Source organism: Pseudomonas sp. YL2, from assembly GCF_023063025.1.
GTDB classification, from domain to species: Bacteria; Pseudomonadota; Gammaproteobacteria; order Pseudomonadales; family Pseudomonadaceae; genus Aquipseudomonas; species Aquipseudomonas putida_A.
Map to the genome: position 1 here is coordinate 606,898 of NZ_JAJSLU010000001.1, position 21,527 is coordinate 628,424.

14 protein-coding genes are annotated in these 21,527 nt (G+C 61.3%); 11 read left to right on the forward strand and 3 right to left on the reverse strand.

Going from position 1 to position 21,527, the window contains the following annotated elements:
* The first annotated feature begins 30 nt into the window (after window positions 1–30).
* The 9 genes from LVD08_RS02805 to LVD08_RS02845 all read left to right on the forward strand — a co-directional run bounded on the left by LVD08_RS02805 (window position 31) and on the right by LVD08_RS02845 (window position 15,659).
* On the forward strand, window positions 31–1,008 hold the full coding sequence (locus tag LVD08_RS02805; RefSeq protein WP_103368837.1) for a dipeptidase: 978 nt from the start codon (window positions 31–33) through the stop codon (window positions 1,006–1,008).
* A gap of 78 nt (window positions 1,009–1,086) precedes the next feature.
* Entirely contained in the window at window positions 1,087–1,617 is a 531-nt protein-coding gene (locus LVD08_RS02810; RefSeq protein ID WP_007926354.1) for a DUF5943 domain-containing protein, read from the forward strand.
* A gap of 15 nt (window positions 1,618–1,632) precedes the next feature.
* Window positions 1,633–3,693: a dimethylglycine demethylation protein DgcA gene (dgcA, locus tag LVD08_RS02815; RefSeq protein ID WP_007962624.1), complete on the forward strand. Its 2,061-nt coding sequence runs from the start codon at window positions 1,633–1,635 to the stop codon at window positions 3,691–3,693.
* Between the two features lie 154 nt (window positions 3,694–3,847).
* Window positions 3,848–5,797 carry a dimethylglycine demethylation protein DgcB gene (dgcB, locus tag LVD08_RS02820; protein ID WP_247267331.1) on the forward strand — a complete coding sequence of 650 codons (1,950 nt, stop codon included), beginning with the start codon at window positions 3,848–3,850 and terminating at the stop codon, window positions 5,795–5,797.
* The gene (etfA, locus tag LVD08_RS02825) at window positions 5,797–7,017 is read left to right on the forward strand and encodes an electron transfer flavoprotein subunit alpha (protein WP_247267332.1); all 1,221 of its coding nucleotides are present in this window, start codon (window positions 5,797–5,799) and stop codon (window positions 7,015–7,017) included. The genes dgcB and etfA overlap by 1 nt, the downstream gene beginning before the upstream one ends.
* 10 nt (window positions 7,018–7,027) lie before the next feature.
* Entirely contained in the window at window positions 7,028–7,798 is a 771-nt protein-coding gene (gene etfB / locus LVD08_RS02830) for an electron transfer flavoprotein subunit beta (RefSeq protein ID WP_247267333.1), read from the forward strand.
* A gap of 1,071 nt (window positions 7,799–8,869) precedes the next feature.
* Window positions 8,870–12,322, forward strand: coding sequence for a GMC family oxidoreductase N-terminal domain-containing protein (locus tag LVD08_RS02835; RefSeq protein WP_247267334.1), 3,453 nt, complete (start codon window positions 8,870–8,872; stop codon window positions 12,320–12,322).
* Between the two features lie 198 nt (window positions 12,323–12,520).
* The gene (locus LVD08_RS02840; RefSeq protein WP_247267335.1) at window positions 12,521–14,389 is read left to right on the forward strand and encodes a c-type cytochrome; all 1,869 of its coding nucleotides are present in this window, start codon (window positions 12,521–12,523) and stop codon (window positions 14,387–14,389) included.
* A 25-nt stretch (window positions 14,390–14,414) separates the two neighbouring features.
* Complete coding sequence (locus tag LVD08_RS02845) at window positions 14,415–15,659, forward strand: metallophosphoesterase family protein (protein WP_247267336.1); 1,245 nt, start codon at window positions 14,415–14,417, stop codon at window positions 15,657–15,659.
* A gap of 102 nt (window positions 15,660–15,761) precedes the next feature.
* Here LVD08_RS02845 and gbcA read toward each other — a convergent pair whose 3' ends face one another.
* Complete coding sequence (gene gbcA / locus LVD08_RS02850) at window positions 15,762–17,057, reverse strand: glycine-betaine demethylase subunit GbcA (RefSeq protein WP_115986006.1); 1,296 nt, start codon at window positions 17,055–17,057, stop codon at window positions 15,762–15,764.
* A 281-nt stretch (window positions 17,058–17,338) separates the two neighbouring features.
* Here gbcA and gbcB point away from each other — a divergent pair, with 281 nt between their 5' ends.
* The gene (gbcB, locus tag LVD08_RS02855; RefSeq protein WP_027610659.1) at window positions 17,339–18,439 is read left to right on the forward strand and encodes a glycine-betaine demethylase subunit GbcB; all 1,101 of its coding nucleotides are present in this window, start codon (window positions 17,339–17,341) and stop codon (window positions 18,437–18,439) included.
* A 120-nt stretch (window positions 18,440–18,559) separates the two neighbouring features.
* On the opposite strand, the gene LVD08_RS02860 is transcribed toward gbcB, so the two are convergent.
* Window positions 18,560–19,384, reverse strand: a complete 825-nt coding sequence (locus LVD08_RS02860; protein ID WP_247267337.1) for an SDR family oxidoreductase — start codon at window positions 19,382–19,384, stop codon at window positions 18,560–18,562.
* Between the two features lie 208 nt (window positions 19,385–19,592).
* Window positions 19,593–20,633, reverse strand: a complete 1,041-nt coding sequence (locus LVD08_RS02865; protein WP_247267338.1) for a threonine aldolase family protein — start codon at window positions 20,631–20,633, stop codon at window positions 19,593–19,595.
* 126 nt (window positions 20,634–20,759) lie between these two features.
* On the opposite strand from LVD08_RS02865, the gene LVD08_RS02870 reads away from it, so the two are divergent.
* Window positions 20,760–21,470: a TraX family protein gene (locus tag LVD08_RS02870; protein ID WP_247267339.1), complete on the forward strand. Its 711-nt coding sequence runs from the start codon at window positions 20,760–20,762 to the stop codon at window positions 21,468–21,470.
* The last annotated feature ends 57 nt before the right edge of the window (window positions 21,471–21,527 follow it).

Below are 21,527 nucleotides of genomic sequence, written 5' to 3' on the forward strand. Positions count from 1 at the left end.
GCGCATGAATCGCCAATAAGGGGACGCCTGATGAGCCCAGCCGAATTACACGCCGACAGCATCGTTATCGACGGTCTGATCATTGCCAAATGGAACCGCGAGCTGTTCGAAGACATGCGCAAGGGCGGTCTGACGGCGGCCAACTGCACTGTGTCGGTGTGGGAAGGCTTTCAGGCGACCGTGAACAATATTGCCGCCAGCCAGAAGCTGATCCGCGAAAACAGCGACCTGGTGATGCCGGTGCGCACCACCGCCGACATCCGCCGCGCCAAGGAGCAGGGCAAGACCGGCATCCTTTTCGGCTTCCAGAACGCCCACGCGTTCGAAGACCAGATCGGCTATGTCGAGGTGTTCAAGCAGCTCGGCGTCGGCATCGTGCAGATGTGCTACAACACCCAGAACCTGGTCGGCACCGGTTGCTACGAGCGTGACGGCGGCCTGTCGGGCTTCGGTCGCGAAATCGTCGCCGAGATGAACCGCGTCGGCGTCATGTGCGACCTGTCCCACGTCGGTTCCAAAACCTCCGAAGAAGTCATCCTCGAATCGAAAAAACCGGTCTGCTATTCCCACTGCCTGCCGTCGGGTCTGAAAGAGCACCCACGCAACAAGTCCGATGCTGAACTGAAGTTCATTGCTGACCACGGCGGTTTTGTCGGCGTGACCATGTTTGCACCATTCCTCGCCAAGGGCATCGATTCGACCATCGACGATTACGCCGAAGCCATCGAATACACCATGAACATCGTCGGCGAAGACGCCATCGGCATCGGCACCGACTTCACCCAGGGTCACGGCCAGGATTTCTTCGAATACCTGACCCACGACAAGGGCTACGCCCGCCGTCTGACCAGCTTCGGCAAGATCATCAACCCGCTGGGCATCCGCACCGTCGGCGAGTTCCCGAACCTGACCGAAACCCTGCTCAAGCGCGGCCACCCCGAGCGAGTGGTGCGCAAGATCATGGGCGAGAACTGGGTCAACGTCTTGAAAGATGTTTGGGGCGAATAAGCCACCGTACTTCTGAATCCTTTCCCCCGGCCGTTCGTGCCGGGGGCAACAAACCGAATTTTCTGGAGTTAAGTTTCCATGGCCAAGATCGCCCCGCAATTGCCAATCGAAGTCGACAGCGAGACCGGTGTCTGGACCTCCGACGCCCTGCCGATGCTCTACGTGCCACGTCACTTCTTCGTCAACAACCACATGGGTATCGAGGAAGTGCTGGGCGCCGACGCCTATGCCGAAATCCTCTACAAGGCCGGCTACAAGTCCGCCTGGCACTGGTGTGAAAAAGAAGCCGAATGTCACGGCCTGGAAGGCGTCGCGGTGTTCGAGCACTACATGAAGCGTCTGTCGCAACGCGGCTGGGGCCTGTTCAAGATTCAGGACATCGACCTCGACAAAGGCACCGCCAGCGTCAAGCTCGAACACTCCGCGTTCGTCTACGTCTACGGCAAGGTCGGGCGCAAGGTCGACTACATGTTCACCGGCTGGTTTGCCGGCGCCATGGACCAGATCCTCGCCGCTCGCGGCAGCAAGATTCGTACGGTTGCCGAGCAAGTCTACGGTGGCTCCGAAGAAGGCCACGACGACGGCCTGTTCACCGTCAAGCCGTTGTAAGTCGAGGAACCCGCCATGGCTTTCGAAGCAATGTTCCAGCCGATCCAGATCGGCAAACTGACCATCCGCAACCGCGTGCTCAGCACCGCGCACGCCGAGGTCTACGCGACCGACGGTGGCATGACCACCGAGCGCTACGTCAAATACTACGAAGAGAAAGCCAAGGGCGGCATTGGCCTGGCGATCTGCGGCGGTTCGTCGGTGGTCGCCATCGACAGTCCGCAGCAATGGTGGAGTTCGGTCAACCTGTCCACCGACCGGATTATTCCGCACTTCCAGAACCTGGCCGACGCCATGCACAAGCATGGCGCCAAGATCATGATCCAGATTACCCACATGGGCCGACGCTCGCGCTGGGATGGTTTTCACTGGCCGACCCTGATGTCGCCGTCGGGTATCCGTGAACCGGTGCACCGTGCGACCTGCAAGACCATCGAGCCGGAAGAGATCTGGCGGGTGATCGGCAATTACGCCCAGGCGGCGCGCCGCGCCAAGGCCGGTGGCCTGGACGGTGTCGAGCTGTCGGCGGTGCACCAGCACATGATCGACCAGTTCTGGAGCCCCCGCGTCAACAAGCGTACCGACGAATGGGGTGGCAGCTTCGAAGGCCGGATGAAGTTTGGTCTGGAAGTGCTGAAAGCCGTACGCGCCGAGGTCGGTGACGACTTCTGCGTGGGCATGCGTATCTGCGGTGACGAGTTCCACCCGGACGGTCTGTCCCACGAGGACATGAAGCAGATCGCCAAGTATTACGACGACACCGGCATGCTCGATTTCATCGGTGTTGTCGGCTCGGGTTGCGACACCCACAACACCCTGGCCAACGTGATTCCGAACATGAGCTATCCGCCGGAGCCGTTCCTGCACCTGGCGGCCGGGATCAAGGAAGTGGTCAAGGTTCCGGTGCTGCACGCGCAGAACATCAAAGACCCGAACCAGGCCACGCGCATCCTTGAAGGCGGTTACGTCGACATGGTCGGCATGACCCGCGCGCACATCGCCGACCCGCACCTGATCGCCAAGATCAAGATGGGCCAGATCGACCAGATCAAACAGTGCGTCGGCGCCAACTACTGCATCGATCGTCAGTATCAAGGTCTGGACGTGCTGTGCATCCAGAACGCCGCGACGTCCCGTGAATACATGGGCGTGCCGCACATCATCGAAAAGTCCACAGGCGTCAAACGCAAAGTGGTGATCGTTGGTGCCGGCCCGGCCGGGATGGAAGCAGCACGCGTCTCTGCCGAGCGTGGCCACGACGTGACCCTGTTCGAGAAGAAAGAATTCATCGGCGGGCAGATCACTACCGCGTCGAAAGCACCGCAACGTGACCAGATCGCCGGCATCACCCGCTGGTTCCAGCTGGAACTGGCGCGGCTGAAAGTCGACCTGCGTCTGGGCACTGCTGCAGATGCCGACACCATCATGGACTTGCGTCCGGACGTGGTGGTGCTGGCAGTCGGTGGGCATCCGTTCCTTGAGCAGAACGAACACTGGGGCGCCGCCGAAGGGTTGGTGGTCAGCAGCTGGGACGTGCTCGACGGCAAGGTGGCGCCGGGCAAGAACGTGCTGGTCTACGACACCATTTGCGAGTTTACCGGCATGTCGGTCGCCGACTTCCTCGCCGACAAGGGCAGCCAGGTCGAGATCGTCACCGACGACATCAAGCCGGGCGTGGCCATCGGCGGTACATCGTTCCCGACCTACTACCGCAGCATGTACCCGAAAGAAGTGATCATGACCGGCGACATGATGCTGGAAAAGGTCTACCGCGAAGGCGACAAGCTGGTGGCGGTGCTGGAGAACGAATACACCGGCGCCAAAGAGGAGCGGGTGGTCGATCAGGTGGTGGTGGAGAACGGCGTGCGTCCGGATGAGGAAATCTACTACGCGCTCAAAGAGGGTTCGCGCAACAAGGGCCAGATCGATGTCGAGGCGCTGTTCGCGATCCAGCCGCAGCCATCGTTGAGCAGCACCGGTGACGGCTACTTGCTGTTCCGCATCGGCGACTGCGTGGCGCAGCGTAATACCCATGCTGCCATTTATGACGCGTTGCGGTTGTGCAAAGACTTCTAAGGACTTGCACATGACCCCTGTGGGAGCGGGCTTGCTCGCGAATGCATTCTGTCAGTTGTGCATGAGCTGACTGATCCAGCGCTTTCGCGAGCAAGCCCGCTCCCACAGTAAAGCGGACCGTGTTTCTCCAGGCTGTACTGGTGGGAGCTTCACCATGTTGAACACCCTTCTTCCAATCCTGTTGTTCGCAGCCCTGGCCCTTGCGGTTCTGGGGGCGTTGCGGCGGGTGGCCATGTGGCGTCGGGGCCGGGCCTCGAAGGTCGATCTGCTCGGCGGCCTGTTGGCCATGCCCAAGCGTTACATGGTCGACTTGCACCACGTGGTGGCGCGGGACAAATACATCGCCAACACCCACGTCGCCACGGCCGGTGGTGCGGTGGCGTCGATCGTGCTGGCGATTCTGGTGCACGGTTTCGGCCTGCATAACCGCATCCTCGGCTATGCGCTGCTGCTGATGACGGCGGTGATGTTCGTCGGTGCGCTCTTCGTTTATCGGCGCCGGCTCAACCCGCCGGCACGGTTGTCGAAAGGCCCGTGGATGCGCCTGCCGAAAAGCCTGCTGGCGTTCTCCGCCTCGTTCTTTCTGGTGACCCTGCCGGTGGCCGGGATCCTCCCGGAGAACTTCGGCGGCTGGCTGCTGGCAGCGATTCTCGGGCTCGGTGTTTTGTGGGGCGTGTCGGAATTGTTCTTCGGCATGACCTGGGGCGGGCCGATGAAACACGCCTTCGCCGGCGCCCTGCACCTGGCCTGGCACCGCCGCGCCGAACGCTTTGGCGGCGGCCGTTCCACCGGTCTGAAACCGCTGGATCTGAATGATCCAATCGCGCCGCTCGGCGTGGAAAAACCCAAGGATTTCACTTGGAACCAGTTGCTCGGTTTTGACGCCTGCGTGCAGTGCGGCAAGTGCGAAGCGGCGTGCCCGGCCTTCGCTGCCGGCCAGCCGCTGAACCCGAAAAAGCTGATTCAGGACATGGTCGTCGGCCTGGCTGGCGGCACTGACGCGAAGTTTGCCGGTAGCCCTTATCCGGGTAAGCCAATCGGTGAGCACAGCGGCAATCCGCATCAACCTATCGTCAATGGTCTGGTCGATGCCGAAACCCTGTGGTCGTGCACCACCTGCCGCGCCTGCGTCGAGGAATGCCCGATGATGATCGAGCACGTCGACGCCATCGTCGACATGCGCCGCCATCTGACGCTGGAAAAAGGCGCGACCCCGAACAAGGGCGCCGAAGTTCTCGAGAACCTGATCGCCACCGACAACCCCGGCGGTTTCGCTCCGGGCGGGCGGATGAACTGGGCGGCGGATCTGAACCTCACTCTGCTTAGCGAAAAGAAATCCACCGACGTGCTGTTCTGGGTCGGCGACGGTGCCTTCGACATGCGTAACCAGCGCACCTTGCGTGCGTTCGTCAAAGTGCTGAAAGCCGCGAAGGTTGACTTCGCCGTACTCGGCCTCGAAGAACGTGACAGCGGTGATGTGGCCCGGCGTTTAGGCGACGAAGCGACCTTCCAGCTGCTCGCCAAACGCAATATCCAGACCCTGGCCAAATACAGCTTCAACCGCATCGTCACCTGCGATCCGCACAGTTTCCATGTGCTGAAAAACGAGTACGGCGCGTTCGACGGCAACTACCTGGTGCAGCACCACAGCACCTACATGGCGGAAATCATTCAGGCCGGTGCGCTGAACCTCGGTCAGCACAAAGGCAACAGCGTGACCTACCACGATCCGTGCTACCTCGGTCGCTACAACGGCGAATACGAGGCGCCGCGTGAGGTGCTGCGCGCCCTCGGCATCGAGGTCAAAGAGATGCAACGTTCCGGCTTCCGTTCACGCTGCTGCGGCGGCGGTGGCGGTGCGCCGATCACCGACATTCCCGGCAAGCAGCGGATCCCCGACATGCGCATGGATGACATCCGCGAGACCGGCGCCGAGCTGGTAGCAGTAGGTTGTCCACAGTGCACGGCGATGCTCGAGGGCGTGGTCGAACCGCGTCCGCTGATCAAGGACATCGCCGAACTAGTGGCCGACGCGCTGCTCGAAGACGCCGCGCCGAACAAGCCGACTGCACCGGCCAAACGTGAACCTGCGGAGGCCCACTGATGAGCGACATTATCCGCCGCGACCCGCGCGCCGAATGGATTGCGCGTAACCGCCTGCACCCGTTGCACGCGGCGATGCAACCGGCGCAACACAGCTGGATGGGCCCCAATGGTGTCATCCGCAAGAATCTGCACGGCATCGGCTTCATCGGCCCCAACGGCATCAAACGGATCGACCGCAGTGGCGCGCAACAGGGCGGGGCGGTCAAGCGCTCGGCCACGGTTGAAGTGCAGTTGCCGCTGCATCAGGTACCGGCCCCGGCGTTTTACATCAGCGTGGTGCCGGACATGGTTGGCGGTCGCCTGAGCAGCCACGACCGTGACCTGTTGGGCCTGGCTCATCAACTGGCCGGCAACGACGGTGCGGTGCTGGCGGTGGTGTTTGGCGATCACAAAGAGAGCGCCTTCGCCACGGCCGGCGTCGATCGCTTGCTGGTACTGGAGGGTGACCAATTCAGCGGTTATGCACCGGAGCAACGGGTGCAGGGCTTGCGGGCTGTGGATAACCAGTTCAACCCGCGTCACTGGCTGCTGCCGGACAGCCGCAGCGGTGGCGGTGAACTCGGTCGGCGTTTTGCCGCGGCACTGGGCGAACGCCCGGCAACGCGGGTCTGGCAAGTCAAGGATCAGGAATGCATCGGTCGCGCTGGCGCGGGCCTGCAAGACCTGGCGCGACCGGTCGCACGCTTGATTCTGGCCGCAGCCGAATGCGCAGAACCGGTCAGCGAAACCCGTCATGAGGCACTGCAGGTGGAGTTATCCACAACGGTGGCGCGCAGCCTGTCGCGGATCGAGGATCTTGGCGCGGTCGCGGTGGACCCGGCGGCGATTCCGATGGCCGAAGCCGAGTTCATTTTCTCCGGCGGCAACGGGGTCAAGGACTGGGCGCTGTTCCACCAGACCGCTGCGGCGCTCGGCGCCACCGAAGGCGCCTCGCGGGTCGCGGTAGACGATGGCTTCATGGCCCGTGATCGGCAGGTCGGTGCGTCCGGCACTTGGGTCACCGCGCGGGTTTACGTGGCTGTGGGTATCTCCGGGGCGATCCAGCACCTGCAGGGCATCGGTGCCTGTGACAAGGTGGTGGCGATCAACCTCGACCCCGGTTGCGACATGATCAAACGCGCCGACCTGTCGGTGATTGGCGAGAGCGCGGAAATTCTTCAGGCGTTGATCGCGGCGGTAGCGGCTTACCGCAACGAAGCCAAGCGCGATGCGGCTTAAGGAACGGGTTATGAGCACAAAGATCATCAGTCTGGTTTCCATCGGTGCCCACCCGACCTCGGGCCGGCCACGCCGCGCCGAACAGGACGCGCGCGCCGTGGAACTGGGCCTGCAACTGGCTGGGGATAACCTGCAAGTGCTGCATGCCGGGGATGTCGCGGAACCGGCACTGCGCGCCTATCTGGGCATGGGCCTGGAACAGCTGCATGTGCTGGAGCAACCCGCTGGCGCCGACGCCTTGCCGGCGCTGACCGCGTATCTGCGTGATGCCAGCGCCCAGGTAGTGCTGACCGGCAGTCAGGCGGAAACCGGCGAAGGCTCGGGCATGTTGCCGTTCCTGTTGGCCGAAGGGCTGGGCTGGCCGCTGGTGGTGGGGCTGGCGCAGGTCGAGTCGATCACCGACGGTTCGGCGCTGGTGCTGCAAGCCTTGCCTCGCGGGCAGCGGCGGCGGTTGAAGGTGAAGCTGCCGTTTCTGGCGACTGTGGATAACGCCGCGCCCAAACCTCGACAGAGTGCCTACGGCCCGGCGCGACGCGGGGTGCTGAACGCCGAAGACGTCGACGTGCTGGACGATGAACTGCTGGCGGTTGCCACGTTGCAGCCGGCCAAGCCACGGCCGAAACGTTTGAAGGTGATCAAGGCCAAGAGCGGTGCGGACCGTATGAAAGCTGCCACCGCCAAAGCCAGTGGCGGCGGTGGACAAGTGCTTAAAGGCGTCACCGCGCAGGCCGGCGCTGAAGCGATCCTCAAACTCCTGATCGAAGAGGGTGTCGTCCGCTAGCCACGATCCTCCAGACAGTGAACACCCCCTGTGGGAGCGGGCTTGCTCGCGAAAGCGTCGTTTCAGCTGCATCAAAGTTGAATGACCCACCGCTTTCGCGAGCAAGCCCGCTCCCACATTGGTTAAGGGGGCAGCAGATCTCCGTGTGTTTACCCACAATCCCTGTTGGCGGATCTGTGGATAACGTGTTCGCCCATCCCTGTACCCCACGCCAATCAAGCCTTCCAGGCCCCAGCTCAAAAAACAACCAGCCTAAGTCACGGTTTTACCGGGCTTTTTCTCCTGAATAACTTCAAGAGTTGCCCCCAATCTCTGTTGGCGCTTCTGTGGACAAGATGTTCGCTGTCCGCTGCAAGCCATATAAAACGTGGCCTGTATAGGATTGATCAATAATTGATCGATTAAGCTTTTAAAGCTGATAATCCCCGTGTAAACCGCGATTTCACACAGCCCTCAGCGCTTTTCCACAGCCGCCGCGAAGTTACCCCCGAACTCTGTTGGTGCTTCTGTGGATAACGTGTTCGCCATCCTCTACAAGCCATGAAAAACGTGGCTTACAAAGACTTGATCAAAAAATAGCCAATGTGTCTGGCAAACCATCATTCTGGATAAGTCACGATTTTTCTTCACAAATCAGCGAGTTATTTTTCCAGTCATCCACAGTTACCCCCATTTGCTGTGGGTGGCTATGTGGATAACTTGTTTGCCAAACCCCGCAAGGCCCGCCCGGTATAGTCCAAACAGCAATTGATCAGATTTCATACAGTTCTAAACCGTTGCCTTGACTTCGATTCCTGCGCTGTCTTCACTGCAATGGCACAAGGACAGCCGTCACTTATCCACATCAGGTTCTGGGAGAACGCATGATGGATAGCCGCCCACACCGCCATCCCCCCTCGCCACGCAAGCGCACGTTACGTCGTGCGGCCAATCAACGCGCTCGTCTGTAGCGACCTCCTGCTTTAACCGCTGTGCTGTCGCCGGGCTCGACCCGGAGGCCAGGTGCCCGTTCGCCCATTGATTGCAGGCAACCGCAGAGTTGCCCCATCTGCCTGAGAGAGGAACACCCTCATGACACGCATCGCAACGCCCATCAGCGAGATCAAGGAACACTACGACGTGATCGTCATCGGCTCCGGTTATGGCGGCGGCATTGCTGCGTCGCGCCTGTCCCGGGCCGGCAAGCAGGTGTGCCTGCTCGAACGCGGGCGGGAAATGCAGCCCGGTGAATACCCCAACACCATGATCGCCGCGACCGAAGAGTTGCAGGTGCATGACCCGGACGGCCACATTGGCTCGCGCACCGGGCTGTTCGATCTGCACGTCAACGCCCAGCAGAATGTGGTGGTCGGCTGCGGCCTCGGCGGTACGTCGCTGATCAATGCCAACGTTTCCCTGGAGCCGGAACCCGGGGTGTTCGAGGATCCACGCTGGCCGCAAGCGGTACGCGATCATCGCGATACGCTGCTCAAGGACGGTTACGCCCGCGCCCGGGAAATGCTCAAGCCCAATCCGTACCCGAATACCGCGCCAAACCTGCCCAAGCTCGACGCCAACAAAAAGTCTGCGGACTACCTCAAGCAAGGCGCGCATTTCTACAAGCCGCCGATCAACGTGACCTTCGACAAACTGCCGAACAACCTCAACCACGTCGGCGTCGAGCAACTGCCGTGCAACCAGTGCGGCGATTGCGTCTCGGGCTGTAACAACAAGGCCAAGAACACCACGCTGATGAACTATCTGCCGGACGCCTGGAACCACGGCGCGGAGATTTTCTGCCAGGCTGAGGTGCGCCATCTGGAGCGCGACGGCGAAGGCTGGATCGTGCACTTCCAGTACCTCGACAGCGGTCGCGAGAAGTTCGACGCGCCGACGCTGTTCGTGAAGGCCGACATCGTTGTGGTCTCTGCCGGTACCCTCGGTTCTACCGAGATCCTGCTGCGCTCACGGGACAAGGGCCTGGTGATGTCCGGCCAGCTCGGCGAGAACATGAGCGGCAACGGTGACATCCTCGGCTTCGGCCACAACTGCGAGCAGACCATCAACGGCATCGGCTTCGGCGCACACTCGGCCAAGGAACTGCACCCGGTCGGCCCGTGCATCACCTCGATCATCGACATGCGCACCGAAGGTGACTGGCGCAGCCGCATGGTCATCGAGGAAGGCTCGATCCCCGGCGCCCTCGGCCGGCCGATGGTGCCGGCGATGGCCGGGTTCGCCGAGATGATCGGCAAGGCCACGGACGACAGTTTCAGCGGCAAGCTCGGCTACAAGGAGCGCGAGGCCGAAAGCTTCCTGCGCGGCCCCTATTACGGCGCGCTGCACAATATGCAGACCTACCTGATCATGAGCCACGACAGTGGCCAGGGCCGGATGATTCTCGACAACAAGGACCAGTTGCGCATCGACTGGCCGGGTGTCGGCGAGCAGCAAAACTTCAAACTCGGCAATGAGCGTCTGTACCAGAGCACCAAGGCGTTGGGCGGGGTCTGGGTCGAGAATCCGATCTGGACCAGGCTGCTCAAGCACAGCATCGTTTCTGTGCATCCGCTGGGCGGTTGCGTGATGGGCGAAGACGCGACGCAAGGCGTGGTCAATCACAAGGGCCAGGTGTTCAGCGGCGCGGCCGGCACCGATGTTTACGCCAGTCTGTACGTGACCGACGGCGCGGTGATCCCGACCTCGCTGGCGGTCAATCCGCTGCTGACCATCTCCGCTGTGAGTGAACGCAACATGGGCCTGCTCGCCGCTGACCGTGGTTGGCAGATCGACTACACGTTGCCGTCGGCACCGCGCAAACAGGTGGCACCACCGACTCTCGGCGTGCAGTTCACCGAAACCATGAAGGGCTATTTCTCCCGGGCATTCACTGCCGCGCAAAGCACTGATCTGAAAGTCTACGAGGCGGCGGCCAAACGCGGTGAGGCGGACAACTCGCCAATCGACTTCACCCTGACCATCACCGCCAACGACCTCAATCGGATGATCAAGGAGCCGGAGCACGCCGCGACCATCGTCGGTACGGTCAATGCCCCGGCGCTGTCACCGCAACCGCTGACCGCCAGCAACGGCGTGTTCAACCTGTTCGAACAATTCGAGCAGCAGGTCGACACACGGCACATGAAATACGACATGAAACTGACCGCCGAGGACGGCAACGACTATTTCTTCAGCGCCTTCAAAACCGTGCCGGAAGACAACGGCGTGCTCAACATCTGGCACGACACCAGCACCCTGTACGTGACGCTGTATCGCGGGCCGGACAAGTCGGGCGAGGTGATCGGCTCCGGGGTGATGCACATTCATCCGAGCGATTTCGCCAAGCAGATGACCACCATGAAAGTGCTCAACGCGCGCAACGAGCGCGAGCGCATCGAAGGCCTGGCGCGCTTCGGCAAGTTCTTCGCCGGAATTCTCTGGGAGAGTTACGGCGGGGTCTTCGCTGGCGATATCTACTTCAACCCCGACGCGCCGCCACGCCTGAAACGGCCGCTGGATGCGCCGATCCCGGCGGTGCATTTCTTCCCCACCGAAGACGGTGTCGAGCTGCGCCTGACCCGTTATCAGGCCGGCAGCAAAGGCCCGGTGATGCTGGTGCATGGCCTGGGTGTCGGTTCGAATATCTTTTCCACCGACACCATCCAGACCAACCTGCTGGAGTACCTGTGCAAGCACGACTATGACGTGTGGCTGCTGGATTTCCGGGTGAGCATTCTGCTGCCGGCGAGCAAGAAAGAGTGGAATGGCGACCAGATCGCCCAGTACGACTTCAAGGCTGCCATCGCGCAGATTCAGCAGGAGACCCGAGCCAAAGACGTGCAATGCGTGGTGCATTGCTACGGCGCGACGACGTTCTTCATGTCGTTGCTGGCGGGGCTGCAGGGTGTGCGTTCGGTGGTCTGCTCGCAGATTGCCGCTGACACCGTGGTCGCCACGGCCACCGGGTTGAAGGCCGGTTTGCACCTGCCGGGCATGCTCGATGCGATCGGCATCAAGTCGATGACGGCTTACGCCGACAGCAAGGAGAACTGGTTCAACCGCCTCTACGACAAAGCCCTCAACGGTTACGCGCGAATCGAGGCGCAGGGTTATTGCACCAACCCGGTGTGCCACCGCATCACTTTCATGTACGCCTCGCTGTATCGCCACGACACCCTCAACGAAACCCTGCACGACAACCTGCACGAGCTGTTCGGCGAATCGAACATCGAGACTTTCGAGCACCTGGCGCTGATCGTGCGCAAAGGGCACCTGGTGGATTTCAAGGGCAACGATGTGTACATGCCGCATTTCGAGCGGCTGACGATGCCGATCTGCTTTATCAGTGGCGCGGAGAACCAGTGTTACCTGCCGGAAAGCACGCTCAAGACCTACCAGCGAGTCTGCGAAGTCCACGGGCCGGAGCGCTACAGCCGACATGTGGTGCCGGGCTATGGCCACATCGACTGCATGTTCGGCAAGAACGCGGTGGTGGATGTGTATCCGCTCATCCTTGAACACCTGGAGAAAACGGCCCTCGGCTGATGAGGTTTTCCTGTGGCGAGGGAGCTTGCTCCCGCTGGGCTGCGAAGCGGCCCCAAAACCTGAGAGTGCGGTTTTCCTGAACCACCGCATCTGCCGGGTTTACGACGGCTTCGCCGCCGAGCGGGAGCAAGCTCCCTCGCCACAAAAGCTCATCACACAGAGGGACTCTCCTAAGGTCTGCACAAGGAAATGGATGACATGGATACCTGTATCCGCTGGTTTCAACGCTTCATCTGGATCGGCATTGCGATGAACATGGTGTTCGCGATCCCGGCGCTGTTCGCGCCGGGGTTGCTGACATCGGTGGTCGGTCTGCCGCCGCAACTCTCCGACCCGTGGCTGGAAAACGCCGGGATGCTGCTGGTGGGCATCAGCGTGTTTTACATGCCGTCGGGCTTCAACGCGCCGCGCTATGTGGTGCATTCCTGGCTGTGCGTGCTGACGCGGCTGATCGCCGTGGTGTTCTGGATATACCTGATCAATACGAGCATTCAAGGCTCGGTGTTCGTGCCGATGCTGATGGGCGATCTGAGCTTCTTCCTGATCCTCGGTATTCTGCTGTACCTCGGCACCACGCCCGCGAACCGGCCATGGGCGCTGCTGTGCGATGGCTGGCGCGAGTGGCGCGCAGCCTGGGTGCGGAAATGGCAGAGCCATGCCTTCAAGGTCGGTACCTTGGTCGTACTGGCGCTGCTCGGTTTCATTGGGTACCAGACCTGGTACCAGATGCTGCGGGTGGTGCCGGAGCAGGAGTACGCCTCCGACGAAGATCATTACAAATACGCCGCCATCGGCCTGGGTATCGAAGCGCGGATCCCGTATTACCTGTTCGCCGTGCTGCCGCAGATGTGCCCGGAAAAACTGCCCAAACCCGGCGGCTGGGAAGTCTTCGGCTTTCTCTATGAGAACGGCAAGGATCTGCCGATCGGCATGGCCAAGCGGCAGATCGGTTACCCGACGGTAGAGCCGAACTGCGCGCTGTGTCACACCGGCTCCTACCGGGCCAATGCCAGCGACGTTGCGGTCAACGTGCCCAGCGCGCCGGCCAACACCCTGCAACTGCAGGCCTTCCAGTGGTTCGCCTACGATTGCGCCAGCGACCCGAAATTCACCACCGACGCGGTGATGGCGGCGATCAACGGCAAATTCCAGCTGGGCTTTTTCGAGAAACTCTATAACCGCTACCTGATCATTCCCATGGCGAAGAGCGCTTTGCTCAAGCAGAAACAGGCCTACGCCTGGCAGAAGCTGCGTCCGCAACAGGGCCCGGGCCGCACCGACACCTTCAACCCGACGAAAATGGTGGTGTTCGGCTTCCCGGATGACTCGACCATCGGCACCGTCGATCTGCCGCAAGTGTGGAACCAGAAGCCGCGGGAATCGATGTACCTCCACTGGGACGGCAATAACAACAAGATCCACGAACGCAACTACGCCGCCGCGATGGCCGTGGGCGCAACGCCGGAATCGGTGCTGCCGCCGAGCTTCAACCGCGTGACCAACTGGCTGCTCGGGCACAAGGCGCCGGCGTGGCCGTGGGCGCTGGATCAGGCGAAAGTTGCGCAGGGCAAACCGATCTGGGAGGCCAATTGCGCCGCGTGCCACGACTTCGGTCGAGCCGACACCGGGCAGGTCACCACCAACATCGATCAACTGGGCACCGATCCGCATCGGCTCGACTCGTTCACCACCGGTCTGGTGACGGCGTTCCACACCTTCAAGAAACCGCCGTTCGACTTCGGCGCGTATCGCAAGACCCAGAGCTACAGCAACACGCCGACTGACGGTATCTGGCTGCGCGCGCCGTACCTGCACAACGGTTCGGTGCCGACCCTGTGGGACCTGCTGCAACCGCCGGAAAAACGTCCGGAGGTGTTCATCACCGGCTCCGACGTCTACGACCCGGTCAACGTCGGCTTCGTCACCACGGGCGCTCAGGCCAAAGCCTCGGCGGATTTCAAATACGACACCCGACTGGAGGGCAACCACAACAGCGGTCACCTGTATGGCACCACGCTGTCGGACGACGACAAACGTGCGTTGATCGAATTCATGAAAACCCTGTGAGCCCTTACGGATAGAGGATTACGCCATGTCACTGGTCAGTCATTGGGAACACGAGTACGACAAGGTCAAACTGCGCATTCACGGCTTGTTCACGCGCATGGAAATGGCCTGGATGAAGCTCATCAGCGAGCTTGAGCCGCAGGAGTTTCAGGCGATCATCAAGCTGCTGCAGCGCGGTCACGATCAGGCGCAGTACGTGCTGAAAAACGGTGAGTTGCCGGGCGATGAACCGGCGGTGCCATGGGAGTTGTCTCATGGCCTGTCGATCCTGCGTATCGGCAATGCCACACCGTTGCCGCAATCGCCCGATCAACTGGCGACCCGGGTGTTGCAGGACGGCAGCCTGCTCGGCTGTCGCAAGTGGGAGTTGCTTGATCTGCTGTGGAGCGAGGCATTGCTCAAGTGGATTGAAAACCTGCGCCATCACGCGACCTTCGGCACTGACCCGGCGGTGGTGCAGATGGAGCGCGACGTGACCCTGGCGATTGCCGGCGACTGGGGCACCGGCCCCTTTGACAGTCATGCGCCGGCGGTTTCAGTCGCCAACCAGATGCAACTGGCGCAAGCGGATTTCACCATCCATCTGGGCGACGTCTACTACGCCGGCAGCCATTCGCAGGAAGACGTCGACATGGCCGGTTGGCCGATGGGCAGCCACGGCTCGTTCACCCTCAACTCCAACCACGAGATGTACAGCGGCGCCCACGGCTATTTCAAGGAACTGGCCAAGCGCTTTCCGGGGCAGCAGGGCACCAGTTATTTCGCCTTGATCAACGACGACTGGCTGGTGGTCGGGCTGGATTCGGCGTATGCCTCGGACGCGATGAACCTGTACATGGACGGCACACTCAACGAGCCGCAGATCACTTGGATGAAAGCCTTGCCCAAGCGCAAAAAGATCATGGTGCTCAGCCATCACCAGGGCTTCGATATTTCCGGGCATCACCAGACCGCGCTGTATCAACCGGTGTGCGATGCCCTGGGGCGCGAGCCGGACTATTGGTACTGGGGGCATCTGCACAACGGCATCGTCTACGCGCAACAGGGCAGCCTGCATGCGCGTTGCGCCGGGCACGGGGCGATTCCCTATGGCAATGCCAGCGAGCTGAACGGGCATTCGCGGGTGTTGTGGTCGGAGACGCAGGATGCCAACGACCCGGCGTATCCGCTGCGGGTGTTGAACGGGTACGCGAAAATCAGGTTGGTGGGGGAGGATATTTTTGAGGAGTTTATTGGGGAGGATGGATCGGTGAGGTGGTCATCCAAGTAATGAGGTGGCTGTTCTGACGCCATCGCGAGCAGGCTCACTCCTACAGTTGGAATGCGTTCCCCTGTAGGAGTGAGCCTGCTCGCGAAGCTTTTGCCTTTGATTTTAGCCCTGGACCGGGACGCCTTTGAGGTACGGCGCAGGCTCGGCCCCAAGGTTGCTCAGCATGCGCTCGCTGTACCAGTCCACGAAGTTGACCACACCAAACTCATAGGTCTTGGAGTACGGCCCAGGCTGATAAGCCGTGGAGTTGATCCCGCGCTGGTTTTCTTCGGCCAGACGCCGGTCTTGATCGTTGGTCGCGTCCCACACCTGGCGCATGCGCTCGACGTCGTAATCCACGCCTTCGACCGCGTCCTTGTGCACCAGCCATTTGGTGGTGACCATGGTTTCCTGGGCGCTGATCGGCCACACGGTGAAGACGATGATGTGGTCGCCCATGCAGTGGTTCCACGAGTGCGGCAGGTGCAGGATGCGCATCGAGCCCAGATCCGGGTTCTTGATCCGGCCCATCAGTTTGGCGCAGCCCTGTTTGCCGTCCAGGGTCATCGACACGGTGCCCTTGAGCAGCGGCATGCGCACGATACGGTTGCGTAGGCCGAAGCTGGCGTGGGCGTAAGGGATCTTCTCGGCTTCCCACGCAGCAGCAGACGCGGCGACGTGATCCTTGAACGCCTGATCGGCGCGCGGGTCGGTGACGTCGTCCCATTCCAGCAGGGTTTTCAGCAGTTCCGGGTGCGACGCGTTGCAGTGGTAGCACTCGCGGTTGTTTTCCAGCACCAGTTTCCAATTGGCCTTTTCCATCAAGGTGGTGGTGATCGCCACCTTGGTGTTCTCCATGTCGTACGGTTCCATGTAGTGGTTCAGTGTCGACAGGAAGTCATCAATGGCCGGCGGATTCTCCGCCAGGCTGATGAAGATGTAGCCGCCGGCAGTTTTCACGTTTACCGGTTTGAGGCCGTACTGCTTCATGTCGAAGTCGGCGCCCATCTCGGTGCCGGCGAACAGCAGGCGCCCGTCCAGTTCGTAGGTCCACTGGTGGTAGTGGCAGACCAGTTTTGCAACCTTGCCCTTTTCACTGGTGCACAGGCGCGAGCCACGGTGGCGGCAGACGTTATGGAAGGCATGCACCACGCCGTCGGCGCCACGAATGACGATGATCGGGTTCTTGCCGACCTGTAGGGTCAGGTAGTTGCCTTTGGCCGGGATCTCGCAGGTCATGCCGGCGATCAGCCATTCCTTCTGGAAGATCTCCTGCATGTCGATATCGAACAGGCGCTCGTCGCTGTAGAACGGCTGTGGCAGCGAGAAAGTGCGCTCGCGCTCCTGCAGCATCTGTGCGGTGGCCTTGCGTGCGGGTTCCAGCGGATCGCCCAGGCTGATTTTTGCGGTGACGTCCATCGATGTATTCCTCAAGGCCATCTGCGTGGCCGCGAAAGTGGCTGATCAGGGTTGCTACGCAAGGTGTAAAGAATTCGTCTTGGTGTGGGGCGAGTGTGGGGCCGGCGCTGCCCGCAACCTTATCCATGGGCGACATGGTGCAATCTGTTCCCGACGCGCAACCCCCGGCGGTTGGGGGCTGGTCGCGATAAGTATGCCGATGTCGCGGATAGGTAAACGGACGGTTCACGCTATACGCAGAATCGCCACATGAAGGCCGACAGTCGGCCGTGGAGAACAGCATGTCCAACAGCTTCCTGAATCCGGTCACCACCCAGACCTGGGCCAATGGCCGACACATCGTCCGTTGCGTCAAAGTCATCCAGGAAACCTGGGACGTGCGCACTTTCTGTTTCATGGCCGACCAGCCGATCCTGTTCTTCTTCAAGCCCGGGCAGTTCGTGACCCTGGAGCTGGAAATCGACGGCCAGCCGATCATGCGTTCGTACACCATTTCCAGTTCGCCGTCGGTGCCGTACAGCTTCTCGGTGACCATCAAGCGTGTGCCGGGCGGCAAGGTCTCCAACTGGCTGCATGACACCCTGCATGAAGGCCAGGAGCTGGCGGTGCACGGCCCGGTCGGGCTGTTCAACGCCATCGACTTCCCGAGCCCGAAAGTCCTTTACCTCAGCGGCGGCGTGGGGATCACCCCGTGCATGTCGATGGCGCGCTGGTTCTACGACACCAACGCCAATGTCGACATGACCTTTATCCACAGCGCGCGCTCGCCAAAAGACATCATTTATCACCGCGAGCTGGAACACATGGCGTCGCGGATCGACAACTTCAGCCTGCACCTGATCTGCGAGAAACATGGATTGGGCGAGCCGTGGGCCGGTTATCGCGGCTACCTCAATCACAAGATGCTCGAACTGATGGTGCCGGACTTCCTTGAGCGCGAAGTGTTCTGCTGCGGCCCGACGCCGTACATGAACGCGGTCAAGCGCCTGCTGGAAGTGGCCGGTTACGACATGTCGCGTTATCACGAGGAATCCTTCGGCGCCACGCCACCGGAAGCTCGTGCCGATGCGGTGGAGCAAGCCGAGCAGGCAGCCGATGCGCCGGAAATCGATGCGGCGGATCTGCATCAGGTCGAATTCACCGCGTCCGGCAAAAGCATTCGCGTGGCCCCGGGCGAAACCGTCCACGCGGCGGCGGCCAAGCTTGGCCTGATGATTCCGAAAGCTTGCGGTATGGGGATCTGCGGCACGTGCAAGGTGATGAAACTGGGCGGCGAAGTAGAGATGGAGCACAACGGCGGGATTACCGAGGACGACGAGGCCGAGGGTTACATTCTGTCGTGCTGCAGCGTGCCGAAGGGCGACGTGCGCATCGAGTTCTAGACCACTGCACAAATCCAATGTGGGAGCGAGCCTGCTCGCGAAGGCGGTGTGTCATTCAACATCTGTGCTGTCTGACACGGCCTCTTCGCGAGCAGGCTCGCTCCCACAGGGTTATGCGCTTCAATCGATAAACAGATCGGGCATCAGTGCGGCGTCGCTGTCCGGCTCGAACCGGTAATGCTTGAACTCAGTCACGCCGTGCTCACGCAAAATTTCTTCGTCGATAAGCAGCCGTCCAGTGATCTGTCGTGCGCTGCTTCCCAGGATCACATGCGCCGCATCCGCCATGATCGCCGGCGTGCGCGCATGCTTGAACGACTCGCGATTTCCCAGCTGAAACTCGATCGCCGCCGTGGCAATCATCGTCTGCGGCCACAGTGAATTGACGCTGATGCCGTAACTGGCGAATTCCTCGCTCATGCCCACGGTCAACATGCTCATGCCGTACTTGGTCAGCGTATACGGGCTGTACTGGGCGAACCATTTGCTTGCCAGGTTCAGCGGCGGTGACAGGTTGAGGATGTGTCCGGCGGATTTTTTCAGATAGGGCAGGGCGGCCTGGCTGCACAGCAGTACCGCGCGGGTGTTGATCTGGTGCATCAGTTCGAAACGCTTGAGTTCGATGTGCTGCACGCCAGTCAACTTGATCGCCCCGGCGTTATTGACCAGCGCATCGATGCCGCCGAAATGCTCGTTGGCCTGGGCCAGCGCATTGCGCACCGCGTCTTCATCACGCACATCGACTTGCAGGGCCAATGCCTTGCCGCCAGCGGCTTCGACTTCCTTGGCTACGCTGTGGATGGTGCCAGGCAGTTTGGGGTGGGCTTCGGCGCTTTTGGCCGCAATCACGATATTGGCCCCGTCTTTCGCGGCACGCAGCGCAATCTCACGCCCGATGCCACGGCTGGCGCCGGTGATGAACAGGGTTTTGCCTTTTAGCGACATGCCGATGCTCCTGCTTCTTGTTATGTGAGCGGAGGGCTCGACAGACAATGTAGACGATGTCTTCAGGTGCGAACGAGGAGGGGCGATTGGATTGGGTGAGCTTTTGTGGAAGCGAGCCTGCTCGCGAAAGCGGTCTGGCAGCCGACTTCTACGTCGGATGTGCCGGCCTCTTCGCGAGCAGGCTCGCTCCCACAGGGCTGGGGAGCTATCAGGCGGACATCACTTCGCGGATGTCACGGGCCAATTCGCGTACGCGTTCTTCTTCGGAGTCCCACGAGCACATGAAGCGTGCGCCGCCCTTGCCGATGAAGGTGTAGAAGCGCCAGTTTTTCGCGGTCAGCGCGGCGATGGCCGGTTCCGAGAGTTGCAGGAACACGCCGTTGGCCTGCACCGGGAACATCAGTTCCACGCCCGGAATGTCGCTGACCAGCTCGGCCAGCAGTTGCGCGCAGTGGTTGGCGTGGCGGGCGTATTTGAGCCAGGCGTCGTTTTCGAGGATGCCGACCCACGGTGCCGAGAGGAAGCGCATTTTCGACGCCAGTTGCCCGGCCTGCTTGCAGCGGTAATCGAAGTCTTCGGCCAGTTTGTGGTTGAAGAACAGGATCGCTTCACCCACCGCCATACCGTTCTTGGTGCCACCGAAGCACAGCACATCGACGCCGGCCTTCCAGGTCAGGTCGGCCGGCGAGCAGCCGAGGAATGCGCAGGCGTTGGAGAAACGCGCGCCGTCCATGTGCAGGTGCAGGCCCAGCTCTTTGCAGGTGGCGCTGATGGCGCGGACTTCTTCCGGGGTGTAGACGCTGCCGACCTCAGTGGCCTGGGTCAGGGTCACGACGCGCGGTTTCGGGTAGTGGATGTCCTGGCGCTTGAGCGCGACTTCACGGATCGACTGCGGGGTGATCTTGCCGTTTTCGGTGCCGGCGATCAGCAGTTTCGAGCCGTTGGAGAAGAATTCCGGGGCGCCGCATTCATCGGTTTCGACGTGGGCGGTTTCCGAGCAGATCACGCTGTGGTAACTCTGGCACAGCGACGACAGCGCCAGCGAGTTGGCGGCGGTGCCGTTGAAGGCGAAAAACACTTCGCAGTCGGTTTCGAACAGCTTGCGGAAATGGTCGGCCGCACGTGCGGTCCATTCATCGTCGCCATAAGCGCGCTGGTGGCCGTGGTTGGCCTGTTCCATGGCGGCCCAGGCTTCAGGGCAGATACCGGAGTAGTTGTCGCTGGCGAATTGTTGGCTCTTGTCGGTCATGGCCGGCTTCCGTGGTCGAGACTCTTGTGAAGGCTCGTGGTCAATGAGGGTGCGCACTTTACCGAAGATCTTCCGGGGAGCACACGGGATGTCGCTGTCAGAAAATTACCAGTTTGTTACCCGATTATGCACGTGACTAAACGCGACGGCGCGCTGGATCTGCTCAAGTGGCTGGCGTTGCTGAGCATGCTGCTCGATCACCTGCGATATGTCGGGATCAGCGCCGATTGGCTGTATGTGCCGGGGCGTCTGGCGTTCCCGTGGTTCTGCCTGGCGATGGCGGCGAATCTTTCCCGCGCCGGCGCGCAGAAGACCGAGTGGCGCTATCTGGGCTGGTTGCTGCTGTTCAGCCTGGTCAGCGAGATTCCTTACCGCTTGTACATTCCTGATCCCGACACCTTGAACGTGATGCCTACGCTGGCGCTGGGGTTGCTGGTGGCGCGGGGCTGGCAGGATCGCACGTTGTTGTCGCGGCTTTTGGGCGTGGGCGCCTTGCTGCTGGCGGCGTTGTTTTCGCAGTGGCTGATGTTCGGCGGGTTTGGCGTGTTGCTGCCGCTGGCGCTGCTGTGGGTGATCCGTCGTCCCTGGTATTTCGGCCTCCTGCCGGGGCTGGTGTGTCTGGCGGGCAATCAGTGGCGGGTGTTGTATGAGGCTGCCGTATTCGGTAACGCCGTCGCGGTAATCGGCATCGCGGCGTGTCTGGGTGCGCCATTGCTCGGCATGTTCCTGTTGCGACACTTCGGGTCTATCCATCCCCTGCCGATGCGCCGCTGGGCGTACGCACTCTACCCCCTGCATTTCCTCCTGCTGCTCGCCATCCGCGCGGCATACACCTGACCCCTGTGGGAGCGGGCTTGCTCGCGAAAGCGGTGTGTCAGGCGGTAATGATGTCGA